The organism is Streptococcus sanguinis, assembly GCA_013378335.1.
GTDB classification, from domain to species: domain Bacteria; phylum Bacillota; class Bacilli; order Lactobacillales; family Streptococcaceae; genus Streptococcus; species Streptococcus sanguinis_I.
Map to the genome: position 1 here is coordinate 1,734,337 of CP040556.1, position 22,591 is coordinate 1,756,927.

Here is a 22,591-nt window from a genome sequence, read left to right on the forward strand (position 1 = left end):
AATTTACTTGCTCTCAAAGCCTTCTGAGACAGCTTGAGCGAAATTTTCTTCTAAAATTTCTGCACAGTGGTCACAGACAAGGGCTTGATAACTGCGCTCTTTAACTGTTGTATCAATGCGGCGGCATCGATCACAGACTTGCCCCTGCGCATGCTCTACGACAAAAGCTACATCTTCAAAGACTAGAGCGCCTTCTGGAGCAGGACCATCAACAATCGTCAATTGAGAAACAATGAGAAGCTGAGCCACATCGCTGTTGACCGCTTCCAGCAAGGTCTTGATGACTTCATTCGGATAGACAGTCAGATGTGCTTCCAGCGATTTCCCGATAACCTTCTCATTGCGGGCTTCTTCCAAGGCTTTCTGAGCTTGACTGCGGAAGTCCATAAAGGCAGACCAAGTGTCCAAAATTTCTTCTTGATTTGGGAAAGTCTGAGCTTCAGGCAATTCAGATAATTGAACAAATTCTTCCTCTTCATGCTCTAGGTAAGACCAAATTTCTTCTGCTGTGTGTGGCAGAATCGGCGTCAACAGCTTGGTAATCTTGACCAAAATGTCATAGAAAACAGTCTGCATTTGACGACGTTCCAATGATTTAGCTGCTTCGATATAGACGACATCTTTGGCAAAGTCCAGATAGAAAGCGGACAAGTCAACGGTCACAAAGTTGACAATCGCTTTATAAATAGTCAGAAACTCAAAGTCCACATAAGCCTTGCGAATAGTCTCTACTAATTGATTGAAGCGGATAGTCATGTATTTATCAACGGAGCGAAGTTCTTCGTAAGCTACGGCATCCTCAGCTGGATTAAAGTCAGAGGTATTGGCAATCAAGAAACGCAAGGTATTCCGAATCTTACGATAGGTTTCAGAAACTTGGCTCAAGATATCCATAGAGATACGAACGTCGTTGCTAGAGTCTACACTGGTTACCCAGAGACGCAAGATTTCCGCACCGAATTGTTTTTCCACGTCACTTGGAGCAATGGTATTTCCAAGGGATTTAGACATCTTTTCACCCTTACCATCTAAGGCAAAGCCTTGTGACAAGATTTGTTTGTAAGGGGCCACACCATGGTTGGCAACCGATGTGATGAGTGAAGAGTTAAACCAACCACGGTATTGGTCTGAACCTTCTAGATAAAGATCAGCCGGGTAAGTCAATTCCGGACGGTTGACCACTACCCCATTCCATGATGAACCTGAGTCAAACCAAACGTCCATGATGTCCGTTTCCTTGGTAAATTCGCCGTTTGGAGAACCTGGATGAGTAAATCCTTCTGGTAAGAGGTCTTTTGCTTCACGCTTCCACCAGACGATAGAGCCGTGCTCCTCAAAAAGCTGAGCCACGTGTTCGATGGTTTCTGCTGTCATGATTGGTGTTCCGTCTTCGGCATAGAAGATTGGAAGTGGAACTCCCCAAGCCCGCTGACGAGAGATAACCCAGTCACCACGGTCACGAATCATATTGTAGAGGCGTACTTTCCCCCATTCAGAATGGAATTTAACCTTGTCAATTTCATCTAAGATTTCTTGACGGAATTTAGAAACAGATGCAAACCACTGTGGTACTGCCCGCCAGATGATTGGCTTCTTAGTACGCCAGTCAAATGGATAAGAGTGAGAAATTTCTTCCTGAGCAAGGAGCAAGTCACCAAGTTTTTCAATAACTGTTGGCACAACCTTATCATAGAACTGGCCTTCAAAGTCAGGACCAGCATTTTCCATCATGATACCGCGCTCATTGACTGTCACAGCAACTTCCAGTCCATTGGCTACACCGACATGGTAGTCATCCTCACCAAAACCAGGCGCAGTATGGACAATACCAGTACCAGAGTCAGTCGTAACGTGGTCACCCAAAATGACCAACTCATCTACAGCAGTATCCCATGGGTGAACTGTCACGATGTGGTTCAATTCTTGACCACGGTAGGTATCCAAAACTTGAACATCAGCCCAGCCAAATTTCTCAGACAAACTATTCAACAATTCAGACGCTACAATAAACTTGCGACTTTCACCCGCAGGCTGAACCAAAACGTAGTCAATATCTGCTCCTACAGTCAAACCGCGAGAGGCTGTAATGGTAAATGGAGTTGTTGTCCATACGACAATGTAAGTATCTGTGTCCAAGACCCCTTTGCCATCTTTGACACGGTTAGCATAGTAGAGAGAGGTGGAAACCAAATCATGGTATTCAATTTCCGCTTCAGCCAAAGCTGACTCAGAAGACCAAGACCAGTAAACGGGCTTAGCACCACGGTAAATGTATCCTTTCTTAGCCATTTCACCAAAGACGCGGATCTGAGCGGCTTCATAATCTGGTGTCAAGGTTACATAAGGATTTTCCCAATCACCAGAAACACCCAAACGCTTGAAGTCTTCTTTTTGCTTTTCGACTTGGCTGAGAGCATAGTCCCGACACATATTGAGGTAGTCTACCAAGTCTAGCTCTTTGCGCTTAATGCCTTGCTTTGCCAAGACCTGCTCAATCGGAAGACCATGCGTATCCCATCCTGGAATGTAGGGCGCATAGTAGCCAGCCATAGACTTTGAGCGAACAATGATATCTTTGGAAATCTTATTCATGGCATGCCCGACGTGAATATTCCCGTTAGCATAGGGAGGGCCATCATGCAGGATAAAGTGCGGCTTGTCTTCATTCAGTTCCTGACGACGTTGATACAGCTTAGCTTCATCCCATTCTTTCTGCCAGAGTGGTTCCTTATTTGGTAGACCGGCCCGCATAGGAAAAGCAGTTTTCCCAAGATTGAGTGTTTCTTTCAGTTTCATTCTATTCCTCTTTATTTTTAAAAATACAAATTAAAAACCGCAATCTTCTCCAAAAAGGACGAAAATTCGCGGTACCACCTTTTTTTAGGCAAGACAATAGCATGGCGCTCCTCTTGCCCCTCTTTATCCGTAACGTGGACTGCCGTCTCATCCTACTGATTTCAGACGAAAGTTCTGTAAAATGATAGCCCAAGCAAGATGGACTGCAGATCTCTCACCATCATCTGCTCGCTGAAAGTATTTTGCTTGGTCTGTGTTTTTACAATCTTATCTTCTTTAAAATTATAAAATATTTACAGGAACTTTTTGTTCCCCATTTGTATCATCATCGTGATGGTCAGCTTCTGAGTTTTCCTCAGCTGCGTGAGCTTCTATATCTTCATCACTAAGCGGAGAAAAGGCTTGGGTCGCAGCTAATTCACGATTAGCAGCTTCAATGCGCTCTTGCAGCTCAGCCATTTCTTCTGGAGAAAATTGACGAGTCACATCCACTTCTTCCTCACGAACAACTGCTTCTTCTCCCAGGACCTCAGATACAACTTCCTTGAAAGCTTCATCACTGGTCTGCAGATAAGTAGCTGTCGGACGCAGGATTTCTTCCCACTCAGATGAATCCACAATGCTGAGTTGGCTCTCAATGGTTGATTTCAAACGTTGATGGAAGACACGTGTTTTGTTTTTCAGTTCTTCTGTTTCAATGGCTACTTTCTTAGCATTATCAGCTGCCTGACGTAAAATCTCATCAGCCTTGTACTTAGCTCCATCCAACAAATGCTGCGCATCCTGCTCTGCCTGACGGACAATATTCGTAGACCGCTCGTTGGCAGCAACTTTAACGCGCTCAGCCGTATCTTGAGCAATCAAAACAGACTGGCTGAGAGAGTCTTTCATCTCATCAAAATATGTCAGACGTTCTTCCAGATTGCGAATTTTTGCTTCTTTTTCGTGGTTTTCGCGAACCAAGTCCTCATAGTCACGGACAACGATGTCAAGGAATTCATCTACCTCTTCAACATCATAGCCTCTAAACTTGGTTCCAAAGGATTTATCTTTAATTTCTAATGCTGTAAGTGTCATAGTTCCTCCTCATTTACTAGCTAATAATTCAACGGTTAACTTATGTTTTCCATTCTTGGAAAGGCCATTTTCTCTTAAAACCTTAAATCTTCCAAATCGTCTAACGCTTATCAAGTCTTCAAGCCCAACTTGCTGGCTGGGATTGTCATTAACAGCGTAGTTCATTTTCACATGCTTGCCAGAAATCAGCTGAGCAGCCTGACTCCTCGATAACTTAAAAGTGCTGGCTACCAACTTATCCAAGCGAAGACTAGATGCTAAAATTTCTCTGGTAACAGCTTGCTTCTGCTCTTTCAGCTGTTCTGCAAAGGAAACTTCCTTTAGTCTAACAGGCATCTTTGCTATTTTAGTGACATGGTCTATAAAATACTGGGCCAGTCTTTTATCTACAAAGAGCTGAGCACGGTCCCCCACCACAAGGATATCACCAAAAATCCGTCTTTCAATCCCTAATCGATTGAGAAGAGTGCCCAAAATCTGCGAATGACTGATTTTATAAAATTTGCTTGCATAGGAAATTTCCAGCAAGCTCAATTCAAAATCATCCATATTCAGTTGGTAATAAGAAGGCGCCACAAGAACTCTTGCCAGTTCACTGGGAAAATAATCCGAACTAGCAAAGACTTGCACATCATATTGCTTGCCAATATTCTTCAGAATCGAAACCTGATGGGGATTCAGAAAAGACGTTGTTTCAAACGCGTAGGTATCTTGAACCCGCTGAAGCAGTTCCAAACTCCTATCAATACACTCTCGATCCTCATGCGAAAAGTGTTGATATAAATCTTTCATCATAATAACATTAGTAAGATGCTTATTAAATAAAAGACTACACGATTTAAAAGGTTTAAAGCCAGAATTGCAACCCAAACGGTAAAATCCAGCCCTGCAAACTGCAAGGGAAGACGGCGGAAAAGTTTTAAATACGGTTCTACAATTCGTGTTAGAAACTCTCCGAATTTGGTTTGATAGGCTCCTGGAAACCAAGATAGAAGTGCATAGACAATCAAGGCAATGCTATAAAGGTCGACAAGATTAGAGATGGCACGAATTACAAAATATAACATATCTCTTACCTACTGCGCTTCATATCAAAGTCGAATTCGCTGATTTCAACATCGTTTGGCAGGCGGATATCTTCCACATTTACCACTACATTAATCGGAGTCAGCAAATACATAGTGCTTGCAACTTTTTTCAAATTTCCAGCCAAAACATAACGAGCACCGTCTAGGTAGTCTAAACAACGTCGAGCCTGTACCTCAGTCATATACTGGAAGTCAATCAGGATGCTTTCATTGGCCAAAAGCAGGTCAACAATTTCAGTCGCTTCCTCATATCTCCTCGGATAACGAACATCAATCGTAATCTTCTCATCCGCATTTGCACGGTGCTGAGCCAATTCCTGCTGACGGGCATGCAGTCTGGTAATATTCTCTGTCGAAGATTTCTGCTGGGGCTGCGGTTTGGGCTGTGGCTTGGCCGCAGCAGCCGGACGAGGAGCTGGCTTACTCTCTCTGACTGGCTTAGGCTGAACCAACTCAGGCTTCTGTTTGACAGGTGCTGCTGGTCTACTAACCGTCTGCTCCTGAAGCTCAGTCTCATCTCCATCTTCTGTAAAATAATCTATAAATTTATCAAATCTATCTTTTAATGACATATTTCTTTCCTATTTAAAAAATGCTGTACCAATTCTGACATAGGTCGAGCCATGGGCAATTGCTTCTGGATAATCACGGCTCATTCCCATGCTTAACTCAGAAAAGGGCATATTTGTTAACTGTTTCTTTTTTAATTCTTTTTGCAGTTGCTGAGCCTTTTCAAAAATTTGATTCAGCTCCTCATGACTAGCTTCAAACGGAGCCATAGTCATCAATCCCACAATTTGAATGTTTTCTAATCTTTCAAGCTCAGGAAGGACAATTTCTAAATCTTCAACCAAAAAGCCATGCTTGCTTTCTTCTTTAGAAATATTCACCTGCAGGAAACATTTAATCACATGTTGGGCTCGTTTGTCAATCTCCTTGGCCAATTTCACAGAATCTAAGGCATGAAAGTAATCAACATAGTTAATCACATCCTTGACTTTTCTCCTCTGCAAACTGCCGATCAGGTGCCAGGTCAGATTCTCATCTTTCAGAGCACGGTATTTTTCTAGAAATTTATCTACCCGATTTTCTCCGATATGCTGAATACCTGTACGGACAAGCTCCTGAGTTGTTTCACAGTCAACATATTTGGTAACCGCAATGATATTTACTGAATCTTTCAAACGCTGGCTTGCTCCGCCGCCTGAGCGACGGACTGAAAGACCAACTCTTTATTATTCTGCAAATTCATGATTTAGATTAACGATTTCTGAAGAATGGAGGTGTTTCCAACTCATCATCATCTTCATTAGTTTCTGCATAGCGCTCCACGCGGGCTGAAGAACTTGGTTCTGCCTGACGAACAATCGCTTCACGGCGAAGATCCCAATCACCAAAGGCTGAACCTTTAGGTGTATCCGTTCTTTGACGGCTTGGAGTAGGAATATCAACTGTTTCGGTCATATCAAAGTTTCGGTCAAACTGTCCTGAGCGAACTTCGCGATTTGGCTCAACTTGCTGCGGACGGCTTGGGCCAGTAGGCTGCTGTGTCTGACGAATACCGCTGACCTTTTCAACCTTGTCCTGACGTACACCGGTAGCCACAACAGTCACGCGGATTTCATCCTTCATGGACTCGTCAATAGCAGTACCGAGCCAGATGTTCACACCATGACCTGCTGCTTGGTTGACAATTTCTGAAGCTTCTTCAGCTTCAATCAAGGTCATATCTAGGCCACCAGTAACGTTGACAATTACGTCCTCTGCGCCATCAATGGTTGTTTCCAAAAGAGGTGAGTAAATAGCTTTGCGAGCAGCTTCGATAACGCGTTCTTCACCGCTACCAACACCAATTCCCATCAAAGCATTACCCTTGTCTGCCATAACTGTTTTCACGTCGGCAAAGTCAAGGTTAATCAGTCCTGGGCTGGTAATCAAGTCGGTAATCCCTTGGACACCTTGGCGAAGAACATTATCTGCTTCACTAAGTGCTTCAAGAAGTGGAGTCTTCTTATCTACAATTTCAAGCAAGTTGTTATTTGAGATAATCAAGAGTGTGTCTACATGCTCGCGAAGTTCGTTGATTCCTTCTACTGCAAAAGTTCCACGCTTGCTTCCTTCAAAACCGAAAGGACGTGTAACTACAGCAACAGTCAGAGCACCAACATTCTTTGCGATACGAGCAATTACTGGAGCAGCACCTGTCCCAGATCCACCACCCATACCAGCAGTGATGAAGACCATATCTGCTCCTTGCAGAGCTTCAGTCAGGACTTCTTCGCTTTCTTCAGCAGCCTTGCGGCCAACTTCAGGCTGACCTCCGGCACCAAGTCCGCGAGTCAGCTTAGGACCGAGCTGAATAACTGTTTCAGCTTTGGCACTGCTAAGAGCTTGAACATCTGTATTTGCTGCGATGAATTCAACACCAGCAACACCTTCATCAATCATTCGGTTGATGGCATTACCGCCACCTCCACCGACACCAATAACTTTAATTACTGCGCCTTGTGCAGCAGCAGCGTCAAATGAAAATGTCATATTCTCTGTATTCTCCTTAATCAAACATTTTGCCAATTAGGTTGCGCATCCGATCTGTAATACCGGGTTTTGGTTCTTGGTTTGGCACATCAGCACTGGCAACTGGAACTTCTTGGACCGGCTCCTCAGGAATTTCATCAGCTAGTTGAGGTTCAAAGTGTGGTACTGACTGAGCAGGACGGTCAAATGATACAGGTCGATGGCGCAGTTGCTCATCACCATGAACAGCGACCTGAGCCAGCATATCCACATCTGTTAAGTTTCCAGCATACTCTGACAGGCTGATAACATGTGCAAAGGCTGGATTGCGAATGCCGATTTGATTTGGCACATAAAGCTTGACATTCACGCCAAATACTTCCTGAGCCAGTTCAACTACTCCTGGAAGAATTGCTGCTCCACCGATAATCACAATGCCGCCTGGCAACTCGAGAAGATGCCTTCTATCCAAATCGCGTTTGATTTGCTCAAAAATATGTTGGATACGAGCAGAAATAATCTCAGCCAGATACTTTTCAGTTACTTCAACCGGCTCAATCTCGCCAATCACTTCTACTTGGAAGGACTCTGTCCCAGCTTCAGGAACATAAGCAGAACCATAGTTAAACTTGAGACTTTCAGCTAACTTTTGCGAAGTCTTCAAAACCTTAGAAATATCCTTGGTTACATAGTCGCCGCCTTCTTGGTATATATTCGTATATTGAAGTTCTTGACCTCTAACAGAAGCTACTGTAGTTTGGCCGCCGCCCATATCAATAACACTTGCACCAAACTCACGTTCCCCTTCATTCAAGATTGACTTAGTTATAGCTAATGGGGAGATAATAACGTTCTCAAGCTGAACTCCCGCGCGCTCCACTGTCTTGCGGAGGTTGTGGAGAATAGTCCGTGGTCCAGTGTAGAGAAGACCACGCATCTCTAAGCGAATCCCCATCATACCGCGTGGATCACGAATCCCTTGGAAACCATCCACTACAAACTCTTCTGGGATGAAAGTAATCACTTCGCGGTCAGGAGTCATACTCTTCGTCAGAGCAGATCTAACAACATTCTCTACATCTGTATCTGTGATTTCCTTAGAATCACTAGTCACAGGAATCATACCCTGAGTAGGCTCAATCTGTAAGAGATTAGCCGGAAGTCCGACATTAACTAAACCAATTGAAATGCCTGCTTTTTCTTCTGCTTGAGAAATAGCTGTCTTAATAGCAGCAGCTGCAGCCTCAATATCAACAATAATTCCATCTTTAACGCCAGCACTTTTCGCATTGCTGACTCCAATAACATTTATTTCATCGTTGATGTGCTCTGCCACCAACACTTTAATTGAGCTAGTTCCTATATCTAATCCAGTAAAAAAGCCGTCTCTAGCCATTACACCAGTCCTCTCTATCTTCCATGTTTCCGGTCTATACTAATAACGCTAAAAATTAGAGTTACCCAAGCTTTATTATAACATAAAGAAAATGAAAATGTGCAGTTTTTCTACATATAATTTAGCGATTTTCGTTATTTGCCGGGTTTTCTGTCGAATTTTGCGGCTCTGCAGGTTCTTATTCCTGACTTTCTGTCAGCTGCTCAGCCGCTTGCTCTGTTTGCTGTCCCGTCGGTTCCTCTTCTGTTTCTTGCTTTTCTTCGTCAGAAGAAGACGACTCGTTTTGAGCTCCTTCAACATAACTAAAAATTCCTGCTTCCATATCTACAACACTAGGTACACCCTCTTCCAGCTGTGATTGGATTCCCTTGTAATATGGCAGTTTTTTGGCAATATGCGAAATTGGTACCAAAATTTTATTGCCATCATGCATGGTCAGCGTAACCAAGTCCGGTGTCACATTGCTTGGAGTCAGCTGAACTGTCTTAATATTTTTCTTAATCGAAGCCGGTACCTTTTCAATTTGAAGGGCAAATTCCTTAATCAATTTTTTATCTGAAAACTCTATCGAAATATGGGTTTCTGGCAAAGAATCTGCAGCAGTCGGTTCCGAAATAATCTCCCCATTTGTCAGAATAGGATAGTATTGGCCTCCCTCATGCAGATAGGCCAGAACTTCGTACTCCTTGACCTTTACCTGAAAAGTAATCGGAAACTGATAAGTCATCTCCAGATTGTTAATCCAAGGACTAGACGCTTTCATATTGCGGATATGATAGCCGCCATTGATAAAGGTTGTTAAAGTATAGTCCCTCTCATCAATCTTACTGCTTTTGAGCAGGTCTTCCTGACTGACCATTTGGTTCCCTGAAAATTCGATTGTTTTCATGGTCGCCAGTGGCGTCAAAAAATAAACTGACAGGAGAAAAATCAAGCCACTGCCCAGCAAAACCGGCAGCGCCCGATAAATATGAATCCTCGGGATACGAATCTTAGAAGCTTCTTTTTCTGCCTTTTTCTGAAGTTTCTCCAGTTTTTTGCGCTCTTTCTCGCTCAATTCGGTCTCTAGCTCAGCTTCAGATGAGTCATTTCCCAAATATTCTGTTTCTTCCTCTTCATAAGATGAGTCATCTTCTTCCGTCTCTTCAGCTATTTCTCCGCCTTCGATTGAGTCCTCAGCTTCAGCTTCTTTTGCTTCCTCTCCTTCCAGCTCCTTTTGTTTGCTGGCTTCTTCCTGAGCCTTCTTTTCAAGATATTCTTTGTTTCGTTTCTGCCATTCAGAGAGGTGCTCACTTACCTCTTCCTTTGGCTCATCGTGGTTTTTCTTGCTCATTTCTTTCCTTTGTCAATATCCGCCTTCAATAAAGCATAAAATTCATCTACAGACTTGATTTCCTGAGAATTTTGCATAGCTTGATGATAAGAAGCTTGATTAGCCAAAAGGTCATCAAGGGCTGTTTGTAAATGGCTCATATCCAGCTGTTCCTCTGCCAATTGCTTAGCATATCCCTTTTTCACAAAATAATCCGCATTTTCAATCTGATCGCCGCGGCTGGCTTCGCGTCCCAGAGGAACGATAATATGCAGCTTAGCCATGGCCAAGAGCTCAAAGATTGTATTGGAACCGCCGCGTGTCACCACTACATCTGCCAAGTCCATCAAAGGCTGGTAGAGGTCGGTCACATAGGCTCTGCGAAAGAGACGTTCAGACAAAACATCTAAACTTGCATCGCCTGTCAGATTGATAACGTTGTAGCGTTCGGTCAGCGCAGCTTGATTCTGGCTGACAAAGTCATTAAAGACCTTAGCACCTGCAGAACCTCCGACAAAAAGCAGGGTGGGCAGTTCTTTATCAAAACACTGACGGATTTCTTCTAGTTCCTGCGGTGCGACTGACTCTTGGTTACCGACCTTGGTCACAGCTCCGACATGCTCAATCTTGGTCAGACTGGAACTTTGCTCAAAGGTCGCATACATCTTGGTCGCACACTTATAGGCTATTTTATTGGCCAAGCCAATGGATAGATCCGACTCATGAACATAGACGGGCACTCCTGATAGACGCGCTGCAATCACTGGCGGAACAGATACAAAGCCTCCCTTAGAAAAGAGAGCCTGCGGCCGTACCTTGAGCATAATGCCCAGCGACTGGAAAATGCCCCAGACGACCTTAAAGCCATCCAGCAGATTCTGCCATGAAAAGTAGCGGCGAAGCTTACCCGTAGCTACCGAATGGAAGGTCACGTCCAATCCTGACTTTTGGATTTCCTGATACTCAATACCATGCTTATCGCCAATATAGTGGACCTGCCAGCCTTCTTTGACAAATTTTGGAATCAGGAGAAGGTTGAGGGTTACATGCCCAACCGTTCCTCCGCCTGTAAATACAATCTTTTTCATCTTAACCTTTTAATTCTTCAAATGCAGCGAGAAACTCATCGCCACGGACTTCAAAATTACTATACATATCCCAGCTGGCATTGGCAGGACTAAGCAAGACAATGTCTCCTGGCTTCGCTTGATCAAAGGCCTTATGAGCAGCATCTCGGACATCAGTCGCATCTAGATAAGAAACACCAGCCTGATCGGCTGCTCTCTTTACACGCGCTGCCGATTGCCCTAAGATTACCATCTTCTTGAGTCCTTTGAGGTCAGGCACTAATTCGTCAAATTCATTGCCACGGTCCAAGCCACCTGCAATCAGAATCACCTTGCTATTGTCAAAACCAGATAGGGCTTTCTGGGTTGCCAAGATATTGGTAGACTTGCTGTCATTGTAAAAGGCAACCTCATTTACCTGCCCCACATACTGGAGGCGGTGCTTAACACCCCAAAAGCTGACAAGACTTCTTTAATCGTCTGATTATCAATACCACGCAGCTTGGCTACTGCAATCGTAGCCAGAGCGTTTTCAATATTGTGACTGCCAGGAACGCCGATTTCAGCCGCCTGCATAATCACTTCTCCACGGAAGGTCAAGACATCACCCTCTAAATAGGCACCATCCACCTTTTCAGTCGTTGAAAAAGGCGCAACAGTAGCCTGAGTCTGGCTAGCCATTTCCTTGGCCCAGTCTTGATTGAAATTCAAAACCAGATAATCATCAGATGTCATATTTTTCTGGATATTCCACTTGGCAGCTGCATATTCCTCAACAGAGCCGTGATAATCCAAATGTGTTGGCATGAGATTAGTGATAACAGCGATTTGCGGATGAAAAGCCTCAATCCCCATCAACTGGAAGGAAGACAGTTCCATAACCAGTGTATCCTTGCTGCTGGCTGTTTGGGCTACCTGACTGGCAGGAAAGCCGATATTACCGGACAATAGACCATTTTGACCACCAGCTGTCAAGACTTGTGCAATCATGGTTGTGGTCGTCGTCTTACCATTTGAACCCGTAATACCAATAATCGGCGCTTCTGAAATCAGAAAAGCCAACTCGACTTCAGTTATAACTGGAATCTTCTTCTCAAGAGCTCTTACGACCATGGCATTGTCATAAGGAATACCTGGATTTTTCACCATCAGTTCAAAATCTTCGTCCAACAACTCCAAGGGATGACCTCCTGTCACCACTTTGATTCCTTCTTCGAGCAAAGATTGGGCAGCAGGATTTTCCTCGAAAGGTTTGCCATCGTTAACTGTCACGATGGCTCCTAATTTATCTAAAAGGCGAGCAGCTGACTCACCCGACTTGGCCAATCCCAGAACCAAGACCTTTTTATTGGCAAAATTTGCTATATTTTTCATAAGCAACCTCTTCCATTCATACTTCATTCTATTTTACCTTTTTTTGTGGAAATAAAAAAGTCATAGGAGTCTTTTATTTTCGACTGTAAGCAAGTTTTGAAAAAAATGATATGTTTTCATCTATTTGAAATATTTTGTAACACAAGGCTATTATTTTTGTAAAGAAAAAGAGCAAAAGCTCAAAACGTCTATCCGACTTTCTAAGCTCTTGCTCTTTTTTATTCTTCATCAAAATTCTTTTTTGATTTCTTAGGCGGCTTGAGGCGATTGATATCCCGCAAAGCTAAGACGGCCACTACGGATAGGCCAAATCCTACAAAATATTCAGCTGGCAATTGGAAAATCTGAAAAATGCCTAAGGCAAATAAGATAATCAAGGCCACAATCAGTAAAACCATGGTCACAGCATTAACAGTCCCTTTAATACTGGATGGAACAGCAAAAATGTAGAAAAAGAGGATTAAAATTCCAATGATAAGGTAAACCATCTTGCTGCTCCTTTCCTTTTTACTTATTCAGCTGCAGCTGATTTTTTCTTTTTATTGGCTTTTTCGCGTTCTTGTTTGTTCAAAATTTGCTTACGCAGACGAATAGATTCGGGCGTTACTTCCATGTACTCATCGTCATTCAAGAATTCCAAAGATTCTTCCAAGGTCAAAATGCGCGGTGTCTTGATGACTGCTGTCTGGTCCTTGGTAGCAGAACGAACGTTGGTCATCTGCTTGGCTTTGGTGATATTAACAGTCAAGTCATTTTCACGAGAGTTTTCACCAATAATCATTCCTTCGTATACCTCAGTGCCTGGGTTGACAAAGATGGTTCCGCGCTCTTCGATAGACATGATAGAGTAGGTCGTTGCCTTACCAGCATCGATAGATACCAAGGCACCGCGGTGGCGGCCACCGATTTCACCTGGAATAAGTGGTAGGTATTGATCAAAGGTATGGTTCATAATCCCGTAACCGCGGGTCATGGATAAGAACTCAGTTGAGTAACCAATCAAACCACGAGCAGGAACCAAGAAGACCAAACGAGTCTGACCATTTCCTGTAGCCACCATATCCAGCATTTCACCCTTGCGTTCAGAAAGGCTTTGGATGACCGAGCCTTGATATTCTTCAGGTGTATCGATTTGGACGCGCTCAAATGGCTCACATTTGACACCGTCGATTTCTTTCACGATAACTTCTGGACGAGATACTTGCAGCTCATACCCTTCACGACGCATTGTTTCAATCAGGATTGACAAGTGCAATTCACCACGACCTGAAACAATCCACTTGTCTGGTGAATCAGTTGGTTCAACACGTAGAGATACATCTGTTTGCAGTTCAGCCTGCAGGCGTTCTTCAACCTTACGAGAAGTCACCCATTTCCCTTCGCGACCAGCAAAAGGTGAGTTGTTAACCAAGAAGGTCATCTGCAGAGTTGGCTCATCAATATGCAGAATTGGCAGAGCTTCAACAGCATCTGTCGGTGTAATGGTCTCACCGACAAAGATATCTTCCATACCTGAAACAGCAATCAAGTCACCTGCTTTTGCTTCGTTGATTTCACGACGCTCCAAGCCAAAGAAACCAAAAAGTTTTGTAACACGGAAGTTTTTAGTTGTACCATCAAGCTTAGAAAGGGTTACTTGGTCACCAACTTTAACAGTACCACGGAAGACACGGCCGATACCGATACGGCCAACGAAGTCATTGTAGTCCAAGAGTGACACTTGGAATTGGAAAGGTTCGTCAGAATTATCGACTGGTGCTGGGATATGGTCAATGATGGTATCAAAAATCGGTGCCATGGTGTGCTCTTGATCAGCTGGATCGTCAGACATTGATGAGGTTCCATTGATAGCGGAAGCATAAACCACTGGGAAGTCCAGCTGGTCATCATCCGCTCCAAGCTCAATAAAGAGTTCCAATACTTCATCCACTACTTCTGCTGGACGAGCAGACGGCTTGTCGATTTTGTTCACAACTACGATAGGAACAAGGTCTTGCTCCAAGGCTTTTTTCAATACAAAGCGAGTCTGAGGCATAGTTCCTTCGTAGGCGTCCACAACCAGAACAACCCCGTCCACCATCTTCATAATCCGCTCTACTTCACCACCGAAGTCCGCGTGCCCTGGTGTATCCATGATATTGATACGAGTACCTTCGTAAGCCACGGCTGTATTTTTAGCCAAGATGGTGATACCGCGCTCCTTTTCAATATCGTTTGAGTCCATTGCCCGCTCTTGCAATTCTTTACGCTCATCTAGTGTATGAGATTGCTTCAGCAACTCATCAACCAAGGTTGTTTTCCCGTGGTCAACGTGAGCGATAATGGCGATATTGCGAATATCTTCTCTTAATTTTGTCATGATTTCCTCTGAATTTTTAAATTTTATTTCTAACTGAACAATTATACCACAGACGCAGGCAAAAAACACGGCTTTGATAAGTGTAAATGTTTTCATTGAAAAATATGGGAGCTCCATGAGGATTTGCATTTCCCATCCTGAAAATTTATGATATGATTTAGAAAAAAACAAGGAAAACAGATGCGCCTCGACCAACTGCTGGCTACCAATCATATCAGCCGAAAAAAGATGAAACAAAGCCTTTTACAAAAACAGATTTTAGTGGATGGTAAGCCCGCCTGCAAACTCAGCCAAAACGTTGATACCGGCCTGCAGCAGATTACTTTTCAAGGAAAACAGGTCAGTGGTCCTGCCCACCGTTACTACATGCTGAATAAACCCGCAGGTGCAGTCACTGCCAATCGCGACGCTGAAAAATTGACTGTCCTGGATTTACTGGACAAGGAGGTAGAGAAAGAAAATCTTTACTCTATCGGACGCCTGGATAGAGATACCGAAGGGCTTCTTCTGATTACCGACAATGGTCCTTTGGGATTTCAGCTACTGCACCCTCAATATCATGTCGAAAAAACTTACTATGTAGAAGTCAATGGACCTTTAACTCCTAAGGACAAATCTTCCTTTCAAGAAGGCATTCGCTTTTTAGACGGCACCACCTGCCAACCTGCCCAGCTCTCTATCCTCTCTAGTAGCTCTAATCTGAGCTGTGCTACCGTCAAGATTTCCGAGGGGAAATTCCACCAGATCAAAAAGATGTTTCTGGCAGTTGGTGTCAAGGTCATTTATCTCAAGCGGATTCAGTTTGGGGATTTTACATTAGATCCAGACCTAGCAACAGGTGATTACCGTCCTTTAAACCTAGAAGAATTAGCGATTATTAAAAAATATTTGGAGAAAAGTTGGTAAAACAAAAAAGCTTTAAAAAATAAAGCTTTTTGTTACTATCCTACTCCGTTCATAAGTACCATGACATTTAGAATCCAAACAATTACGGAAATTACAATCCCTACGATACCCAGAATTTTTTCTGTTTTATAGTCTAATTTAGACTCTTTTTGATGTGAATTAGCCAACACCAAACCGATAATACCTAAAATAAGACCTACCAATGGAATGAAAAAACCAAAGATGATAGATAGGATACCTAAAACAAGAGAGGATTTTTTCTTTTCTTGCATGTTTTAAAAACTCCTTAAAATTAATATTAATTTATTATAACACAAGAAACCAGCTTTGTATATATAATGCGACAAATTTTTGATTTATGTTAACTAGCCTTCACCTTGCCATTCCAAGAATCCAACCCATAAGAAAGAATATAGATTTCTTTAAATCCTTGTTTTTTCAGATACAGAGCCGCATTGGTTACGCGCTGACCGCGACTATTTTCATAGAGGAGAACAGCCTTGTCCTTACGAAGTGCACCGACACTATCCTTCAGCTGCTGAGATGGAATATTGCGAGCACCTAAGATATGCTTCCGGTGAAAATCAGATGGATCCCGCAGATCAACCAACTGACCTTGGCGAATCAAGTCTTCAAATTCTCCATTGTCCACGATTTTTGCTGCCTGACGAAGGCGCAGATAATTAAAGCCCATCCAGCCAAGTATTCCCAAAAGTACCGCCCACAAAATCCAAATTGTCATCTCAAGTCTCCTTTTTCTTTTCTAAATATTCTAACTCTAATCGATGTTCTCGGCGCAAGACAGCCTCTGCCTCAAAATAAGCTAGCTTATCCATTAGATCGGCGTCGTAAATCCTTTTCAGCTCGATTTTCATCATTTCAATATCGTAAAGGCGTTTGCCCATATAGATAATGATTCCGAAACTTTTAAGAAATTGCTGAACATCATACAGGGTTTTCATGAGCTATATTTTATCAGATTTTCCAGCGCTTTTCAAGATGAAAAAAGCAGAAAGGAAAGCCTATTTCCTTTCTGCTTGGCATGTATCATTTTTTATAAACCTGGTGCTTGACCAATTTCAGCTGTCAGCATCCAGATAGTCTTTTCAAGGTCTCCCTTGGCACCGACAAAGATATCATTGGTTACATCGTCCCCTTCTTCGTCTGTTACATCCAGCGCTTCTTGGTAAAGACCTGTCAGGTAGCGGAAAATCTCAATCACACGCGCCAGACTTTCTTCTACATCCTTGCTGAATTCACCAGCTTTTTCTTCAATCTTGCTGTGTTGGATAAACTCAGTCAAGGTAGAATAAGGCTTGCCTCCTAGTGTAATCAAGCGCTCGCTAACTTCATCCAAGGTTGTATCCAAAGTTTCCATGTATTCATCCATTTTTGGATGCCAAACCATGAAGCCTGCACCACGCATATACCAGTGAACTTGGTGAAGAGCGATATGAGCTGTATAAAGGTCTGCCACTACTTGATTAAGAATAGCCTTAGTCTTTGGCAAAGCCTTTTGATTGCTGAAAGTTGCTACGTCAGTTGCTGCACCATTTTTTACTTGTGTCATTGTATTTACCTCGTTTTATTTATAATGATTCTAATCTTTTTAGATTATGGTTTAATTATAATGCTTCTAAATAAGAAAGTCAAGGCAAAAGATTCAAAAAAAGACTTTATTAGAAAAGTTGCAAAATTTCAGAATTTTTCTGTTTAAAATTACGAATAAACAAGTATGATTCATCTATACTTTTTTCTCCTTGGAACTGTCTTTGCCTCATTCTTAGGCTTGGTTATCGACCGCTTCCCAGAGCATTCTATCATCGCTCCCGCTAGCCATTGCAATGCCTGCGGGAAAAGATTGGCACCGCGTGATTTGATTCCTATTTTTTCCCAAATCTTAAATCTTCTTCGTTGCCGCTTCTGTGGAGACAAGATTCCCTTACGCTATTTATTTTTTGAATGTGTCTTGGGAGGTCTTTTTCTGGCAACCTCACTTGGCACGATTTCCATCAGTCAACTCCTACTACTCACCATGGGCTTGACCCTAGCCATCTACGATCAAAGAGAGCAGCAATATCCCCTGATGGTCTGGCTGTTTTTTCAGCTTTCACTGATGATGACAGCAAGTGTCAATCCTCTCATGCTCTTCTTTTTAACCCTAGGACTTCTAGCCTTCTTTTATAATCTTCGTATTGGAGCTGGCGACTTTCTATTTCTCGCTTCCTGCTCAGCTATTTTCAGCCTGACAGAGATTCTCATTCTTATCCAAATCGCTAGCTTCTCCGGCCTCGCCTGCTTCTGCTTTAAAAAGAGAAAAGACAGGCTGGCATTTGTCCCCTGTCTTTTGTTTGGTGTCGTGGTGCTTATTTCTTATAAGCTGCTGCTTCTTGGATAAAGGCTGCTATACTGGCGTCCTTTTCATGAAGAGCTTTTACAATCTTGGATCCGACAATGACTCCATCTGAGACTTGATTGAAGCGGTCAACATCCTCTAAAGTCGAAACGCCAAAGCCCGTCAGTACTGGAATCTCTGCAATATCACGAAGCTTGCTCAAATGCTGGTCCAAATCATTGCGGTAGCTTCCGCTCTTACCCGTCACACCGTTGATGGCTACAGCGTAGATAAAACCTTCTGCCTCCTTAATCAGCTCCTGCTGACGTTCTAGGCCAGTCGTCAGACTCACTAAAGGAATAAGAGCGATATCTGAATCTTCCAGCAAAGGCAAGATAAAGTTCCTATGCTCGTAGGGCAGATCCGGAATAATCAATCCTTTAACCGGTGTCGTAGCCAAATCCTTGACAAAATTTTTGAGACCGTATTGGAAAATAGGATTGAAGTAGGTCATGATGATGAGAGGCAGCTGAGTGTCCAAATTCTGCAAGCTTGCGACTAAAGACTTGGCCGAAGTCTGATGACCCAGGCTCCTCAGACCAGCTTCTTCAATAACTGGCCCATCTGCAACAGGGTCTGAAAATGGCAGACCGATTTCAATGGCTGACACGCCCAAGTTTTCCAAAAATGAGATAGTTTCTGCTAATCCTGCCAAACCTTTCTCGTGATCACCAGCCATGATATAAGGAAGGAAAATTCCCTTGCCTGCTTTTTGGATGGTTTCTAAATGCTGAGTGAGTGTTTTAGTCATGGGCACCTCCTTTTTGAGCCGTTTCACTTTCCAAGCGTTCCTTTACCTGAACGACATCCTTATCACCACGGCCGGATAGGCAGACAATCATTGATTTATCTGGTCCCAACTCCTTAGCCAGCTTAACTGCGTAAGCAATAGCATGGCTAGACTCTAGAGCAGGGATAATCCCTTCGATACGAGACAGGAGCTGGAAGGCTTCCAAGGCTTCTTCATCCGTTACTGGCACATAAGTGGCGCGCTGAATAGCATTAAAATGAGAATGTTCGGGACCGATGCCAGGATAGTCCAGCCCAGCAGAGATAGAGAAAGCTTCCAGAATCTGTCCTTGCTCATCCTGCAAGACATCCATCAAGGCACCGTGCAAAACACCCGGCCGGCCCTTGGTTAAGGTCGCAGCGTGTTCATCTGTATCCACGCCCCGCCCAGCTGCTTCTGTTCCATACATAGCCACCGTACTATCATCTACAAAGGGATAAAAGAGCCCAATAGCATTGGAACCACCGCCAACGCAGGCTACTAAAGCATCTGGCAAGGCACCTGCATTTTGCTCAGCAAACTGGCGCTTAGCCTCACGCCCAATCACGCTCTGATAGTCGCGGACGATTTCTGGGAAGGGATGAGGTCCCAAGGCTGAACCCATGATATAGTGAGTATCATCCACCTGAGCCACCCAAGCTCGCAAGGCAGCATTGACTGCATCCTTGAGGACTCTAGAGCCATCGGTCACAGACTCTACCTTGGCTCCTAAAAGTTCCATCCGAAAGACATTAAGGGCTTGGCGCTTGACATCTTCTTCGCCCATATAGATAGTACAGTCCATGTTGAAAAGGGCCGCAGCTGTGGCGGTGGCCACTCCGTGCTGACCTGCACCAGTCTCTGCAATAATTTTCTTCTTGCCCATTCGCTTGGCTAATAAGACCTGGCCTAGGGCATTATTGATTTTATGAGCCCCAGTATGGTTGAGGTCTTCCCGCTTCAGATAAATCTTAGCACCACCAGCATAGGCTGTCAGATTTTTAGCAAAATAGAGAGGATTTTCTCGCCCTACATACTGCTTCAGCAACTCGTCCAGCTCAGCCTGAAAGGCTGGGTCTTTTTTACTCTCACGGTAAGCTTTATCCAGCTCCAAAACTGCTGTCATCAGCGTTTCTGGAACAAAGCGTCCGCCAAACTCACCATAAAATCCTTCTTGATTGGGTTGATTATATGCCATCTTTCACTCTTTCTATAAATTCTTTTATCTTTTCTAAGTCCTTCTGTCCGTCAGTCTCGACCCCGCTTGAGACATCAACTGCGTAAGGAGCGAAGTGCTGAATCGCTTCTCGGACATTTCCTGCATTCAAACCACCGGCGATAAAGAAGGGCTGGTGGATTTGATTCTTGTCAAAAGCTTGCCAGTCAAAGGTCTGACCACTACCAGCAAGAGGTGCATCAAATAGCAGATAGTCCGCTTGTTGGCTGACTCCCTTTAACTCACCCTTGACCTGATAAGCTCGAATAACCGGCCGGCCAACCTGAGTCAGAAGTTCTTCATCAAAATCGCCATGAATCTGCACCAAATCCAGATTTGCCACTGAAATAGCTTCCTGCAGCTCTGCCAAGCGCGGAGAGACAAAAACTCCTACCTTTCGGACAGAAGGCGGCACCAAGGCAGCTAGCTTCTGAGCTTGCTCCAAACTGACCCTCCGACGGCTCTCAGCAAAGACAAAGCCAATGTAATCCGCACCAGCCTTGCATGCAGTTTCCACAGCGCTGGCCGTTGATAAGCCGCAAATCTTAACCTTTGTCAATTTTCAGCTCCTTGATTTTTTCTGCCACATCCTTAGCCTGCATCAGGGCTGTTCCGACTAAAACCGCATGGAAATAAGGAGCTACTAGCTCCGCATCTTCCTTGCTGAAAATAGCGGACTCAGATACATAAACCCTGTCATCTTTGAAATGGGCAGACAGCTGGAGACTGGTATTGATATCTGTCTCAAAAGTAACTAAATTGCGGTTATTAACACCGATAATCCGAGCTCCTATTCCATGGGCAATTTCCAGCTCCGCCAGATTATGGGTTTCGACCAGAACTTCCAAGCCTAGACCCGTCGCAAAATCATAGAGCTCCTGCAGCCGCTTTTCGGGCAAGGCAGCCACAATCAGAAGAATAACTGTCGCTCCGGCATTGCGGGCGCGAACAATCTGCTTTTCATCAATGATAAAGTCCTTATTGAGGGTTGGAATGGTCACTTGACTGGAAATCTCTCTCAGGTAATCCAGATGTCCTTTGAAGAAAATTTCATCTGTCAGAACCGAAATCATGGCTGCACCGCATCGTTCATAAGTTCGAGCCTGCTCCACAATATCCACACCGAGATTAATATCTCCCAGACTGGGGCTGGCTTTTTTGACCTCAGCAATCAGCTGCAGCTCTTGAGGATGACTTTTGAGATATTCATAGAGGGAATAGGTCGAGCGCAAAGGTTGCAGTTCTTCATAGGACATGGCCGCCACTTCCTGCTCTTTTTGCTTTAGAATGGTCGGGAGAAATTCTTTGCTCATTTTTGATACTCCTGTAGTTGCTTGAGTTTTTCATAGGCTGCGCCGCTGGCAATCACTTGGCGAGCCAAAGCTATTCCTTCTTCTATACTGTCTGTTTTCCCATTAGCATAGAAGCCCAATCCCGCATTCAGAACTGTCGTTTCTAGATAGGGACTAGCTTGATTTTGAAGAACAGATAGCAGAATTTCTGCATTTTCCTTGGCATTACCCCCACGAATCGCTTCAAGACTTATCTCTTCCATGCCAATATCTGATGGCAGAAAACTGCGCAGGCTGATTTGTCCATCTGAGAGCAGAGCATATTGGGTACGGCCATGAAGACCAGCCTCGTCCAGACCATCTGGACCCGACACGACCACTGCACGCTTACGCCCCATATTTTTCAAGACTTCTGCCGTGCTCTCTAACATATCCGGCCGGCTGGTTCCTAAAAGCTGAGTTTCTAGACTCATGGGATGAATAAGCGGGCCAGTTAGATTCATGATAGTAGGAATACCTAGGCTAAGACGTGCTGGCATGATGTATTTCATGGCTGGGTGCATATTCTTTGCAAAGAGAAAGACGATGCCTGTCTGCTCAAAAATCTTGCCCAAGCTAGCAGCGTCCAAGTCTAGATTAATCCCCAGAGCTTCTAACACATCAGCTGATCCTGACTTAGAAGAAATGGATCGATTGCCGTGCTTGGCCATCTTAATTCCGCCACCTGCTAGTACAAAAGCTGCTGTAGTCGAAACATTGAAGCTGAAAGACTTGTCCCCGCCCGTACCGCAATTGTCCATGGCAGTGCGAATAGTGGTCGGAATCTGCTTAGCGTGGCCTCGCATTACCTGAGCCAAAGCAGTTCGTTCCTCAATCGTTTCCCCTTTCATCTTGAGCCCCAGTAAGAAAGCTACAATTTGAGACTCTGTCACCCGTCCGGTGACAATACGCTCAATCACATCTGTCATCTCAGCGCTGCTTAAATCCTTAAAATCAGCTAGTTTTGCAATAATCTCTTTCATACACG

23 protein-coding genes and 2 pseudogenes are annotated in these 22,591 nt (G+C 43.9%); 3 read left to right on the forward strand and 22 right to left on the reverse strand.

The features are described 5' to 3' along the window. Window positions 1-3: 3 nt before the first annotated feature. The 13 genes and pseudogenes from FFV08_08875 to typA form a co-directional block, all read right to left on the reverse strand. Window positions 4-2,796, reverse strand: a complete 2,793-nt coding sequence (locus FFV08_08875) for an isoleucine--tRNA ligase (GenBank protein ID QLB52702.1) — start codon at window positions 2,794-2,796, stop codon at window positions 4-6. A gap of 282 nt (window positions 2,797-3,078) precedes the next feature. Beyond that, the gene (locus FFV08_08880) at window positions 3,079-3,873 is read right to left on the reverse strand and encodes a DivIVA domain-containing protein (GenBank protein QLB52703.1); all 795 of its coding nucleotides are present in this window, start codon (window positions 3,871-3,873) and stop codon (window positions 3,079-3,081) included. A gap of 9 nt (window positions 3,874-3,882) precedes the next feature. Continuing rightward, window positions 3,883-4,668: an RNA-binding protein gene (locus FFV08_08885; GenBank protein ID QLB52704.1), complete on the reverse strand. Its 786-nt coding sequence runs from the start codon at window positions 4,666-4,668 to the stop codon at window positions 3,883-3,885. After that, entirely contained in the window at window positions 4,665-4,940 is a 276-nt protein-coding gene (locus FFV08_08890) for a YggT family protein (protein ID QLB52705.1), read from the reverse strand. The genes FFV08_08885 and FFV08_08890 overlap by 4 nt, the downstream gene beginning before the upstream one ends. Before the next feature lie 5 nt (window positions 4,941-4,945). After that, window positions 4,946-5,533 (reverse strand): cell division protein SepF, encoded by a 588-nt coding sequence (locus FFV08_08895; GenBank protein ID QLB52706.1) that lies wholly within the window; start codon window positions 5,531-5,533, stop codon window positions 4,946-4,948. Window positions 5,534-5,542: 9 nt separating this feature from the next. Beyond that, window positions 5,543-6,213, reverse strand: a pseudogene (locus FFV08_08900) (YggS family pyridoxal phosphate-dependent enzyme). 8 nt (window positions 6,214-6,221) lie between these two features. Beyond that, window positions 6,222-7,499 (reverse strand): cell division protein FtsZ, encoded by a 1,278-nt coding sequence (gene ftsZ, locus FFV08_08905; protein QLB52707.1) that lies wholly within the window; start codon window positions 7,497-7,499, stop codon window positions 6,222-6,224. A 16-nt stretch (window positions 7,500-7,515) separates the two neighbouring features. After that, complete coding sequence (gene ftsA, locus FFV08_08910; GenBank protein ID QLB52708.1) at window positions 7,516-8,874, reverse strand: cell division protein FtsA; 1,359 nt, start codon at window positions 8,872-8,874, stop codon at window positions 7,516-7,518. A 178-nt stretch (window positions 8,875-9,052) separates the two neighbouring features. Next, window positions 9,053-10,207, reverse strand: coding sequence for an FtsQ-type POTRA domain-containing protein (locus FFV08_08915; GenBank protein ID QLB52709.1), 1,155 nt, complete (start codon window positions 10,205-10,207; stop codon window positions 9,053-9,055). Continuing rightward, on the reverse strand, window positions 10,204-11,274 hold the full coding sequence (locus FFV08_08920) for a UDP-N-acetylglucosamine--N-acetylmuramyl-(pentapeptide) pyrophosphoryl-undecaprenol N-acetylglucosamine transferase (GenBank protein ID QLB52710.1): 1,071 nt from the start codon (window positions 11,272-11,274) through the stop codon (window positions 10,204-10,206). Before FFV08_08920 ends, FFV08_08915 begins: the two co-directional genes overlap by 4 nt. Before the next feature lies 1 nt (window position 11,275). Beyond that, window positions 11,276-12,627 (reverse strand): annotated as a pseudogene (locus tag FFV08_08925) (UDP-N-acetylmuramoyl-L-alanine--D-glutamate ligase). A gap of 218 nt (window positions 12,628-12,845) precedes the next feature. Next, complete coding sequence (locus FFV08_08930; protein QLB52711.1) at window positions 12,846-13,115, reverse strand: DUF3165 family protein; 270 nt, start codon at window positions 13,113-13,115, stop codon at window positions 12,846-12,848. 23 nt (window positions 13,116-13,138) lie between these two features. Next, on the reverse strand, window positions 13,139-14,986 hold the full coding sequence (gene typA / locus FFV08_08935) for a translational GTPase TypA (protein QLB52712.1): 1,848 nt from the start codon (window positions 14,984-14,986) through the stop codon (window positions 13,139-13,141). Window positions 14,987-15,166: 180 nt separating this feature from the next. Between typA and FFV08_08940 the strand changes: the two genes are divergently transcribed. After that, entirely contained in the window at window positions 15,167-15,892 is a 726-nt protein-coding gene (locus tag FFV08_08940; GenBank protein QLB52713.1) for an rRNA pseudouridine synthase, read from the forward strand. Window positions 15,893-15,927: 35 nt separating this feature from the next. On the opposite strand, the gene FFV08_08945 is transcribed toward FFV08_08940, so the two are convergent. From FFV08_08945 to FFV08_08960, 4 genes are all read right to left on the reverse strand, one after another. Further along, window positions 15,928-16,164: a DUF4190 domain-containing protein gene (locus tag FFV08_08945; protein ID QLB52714.1), complete on the reverse strand. Its 237-nt coding sequence runs from the start codon at window positions 16,162-16,164 to the stop codon at window positions 15,928-15,930. A gap of 89 nt (window positions 16,165-16,253) precedes the next feature. Then, window positions 16,254-16,634: a rhodanese-like domain-containing protein gene (locus tag FFV08_08950; GenBank protein ID QLB52715.1), complete on the reverse strand. Its 381-nt coding sequence runs from the start codon at window positions 16,632-16,634 to the stop codon at window positions 16,254-16,256. A 1-nt stretch (window position 16,635) separates the two neighbouring features. After that, window positions 16,636-16,854: a DUF910 family protein gene (locus FFV08_08955; GenBank protein ID QLB52716.1), complete on the reverse strand. Its 219-nt coding sequence runs from the start codon at window positions 16,852-16,854 to the stop codon at window positions 16,636-16,638. A gap of 92 nt (window positions 16,855-16,946) precedes the next feature. Next, the gene (locus FFV08_08960; GenBank protein QLB52717.1) at window positions 16,947-17,462 is read right to left on the reverse strand and encodes a DNA starvation/stationary phase protection protein; all 516 of its coding nucleotides are present in this window, start codon (window positions 17,460-17,462) and stop codon (window positions 16,947-16,949) included. Window positions 17,463-17,486: 24 nt separating this feature from the next. Between FFV08_08960 and FFV08_08965 the strand changes: the two genes are divergently transcribed. Together FFV08_08965 and FFV08_08970 are read left to right on the forward strand one after the other, a co-directional pair. Next, window positions 17,487-17,609, forward strand: coding sequence for a hypothetical protein (locus FFV08_08965; GenBank protein ID QLB52718.1), 123 nt, complete (start codon window positions 17,487-17,489; stop codon window positions 17,607-17,609). A gap of 18 nt (window positions 17,610-17,627) precedes the next feature. After that, window positions 17,628-18,290 carry a prepilin peptidase gene (locus FFV08_08970; GenBank protein ID QLB52719.1) on the forward strand — a complete coding sequence of 221 codons (663 nt, stop codon included), beginning with the start codon at window positions 17,628-17,630 and terminating at the stop codon, window positions 18,288-18,290. On the opposite strand, the gene FFV08_08975 is transcribed toward FFV08_08970, so the two are convergent. From FFV08_08975 to trpD, 5 genes are read right to left on the reverse strand one after another with little or no spacing between them, the layout of a single operon-like run. Next, the gene (locus FFV08_08975) at window positions 18,259-19,038 is read right to left on the reverse strand and encodes a tryptophan synthase subunit alpha (GenBank protein ID QLB52720.1); all 780 of its coding nucleotides are present in this window, start codon (window positions 19,036-19,038) and stop codon (window positions 18,259-18,261) included. The genes FFV08_08970 and FFV08_08975 overlap by 32 nt on opposite strands. Next, on the reverse strand, window positions 19,031-20,254 hold the full coding sequence (trpB, locus tag FFV08_08980) for a tryptophan synthase subunit beta (protein QLB52721.1): 1,224 nt from the start codon (window positions 20,252-20,254) through the stop codon (window positions 19,031-19,033). Before trpB ends, FFV08_08975 begins: the two co-directional genes overlap by 8 nt. Next, on the reverse strand, window positions 20,244-20,831 hold the full coding sequence (locus tag FFV08_08985) for a phosphoribosylanthranilate isomerase (GenBank protein ID QLB52722.1): 588 nt from the start codon (window positions 20,829-20,831) through the stop codon (window positions 20,244-20,246). Before FFV08_08985 ends, trpB begins: the two co-directional genes overlap by 11 nt. Continuing rightward, window positions 20,818-21,585 carry an indole-3-glycerol phosphate synthase TrpC gene (gene trpC / locus FFV08_08990; protein QLB52723.1) on the reverse strand — a complete coding sequence of 256 codons (768 nt, stop codon included), beginning with the start codon at window positions 21,583-21,585 and terminating at the stop codon, window positions 20,818-20,820. The genes FFV08_08985 and trpC overlap by 14 nt, the downstream gene beginning before the upstream one ends. Beyond that, window positions 21,582-22,586, reverse strand: a complete 1,005-nt coding sequence (gene trpD / locus FFV08_08995) for an anthranilate phosphoribosyltransferase (protein ID QLB52724.1) — start codon at window positions 22,584-22,586, stop codon at window positions 21,582-21,584. Before trpD ends, trpC begins: the two co-directional genes overlap by 4 nt. Window positions 22,587-22,591: the final 5 nt, after the last annotated feature.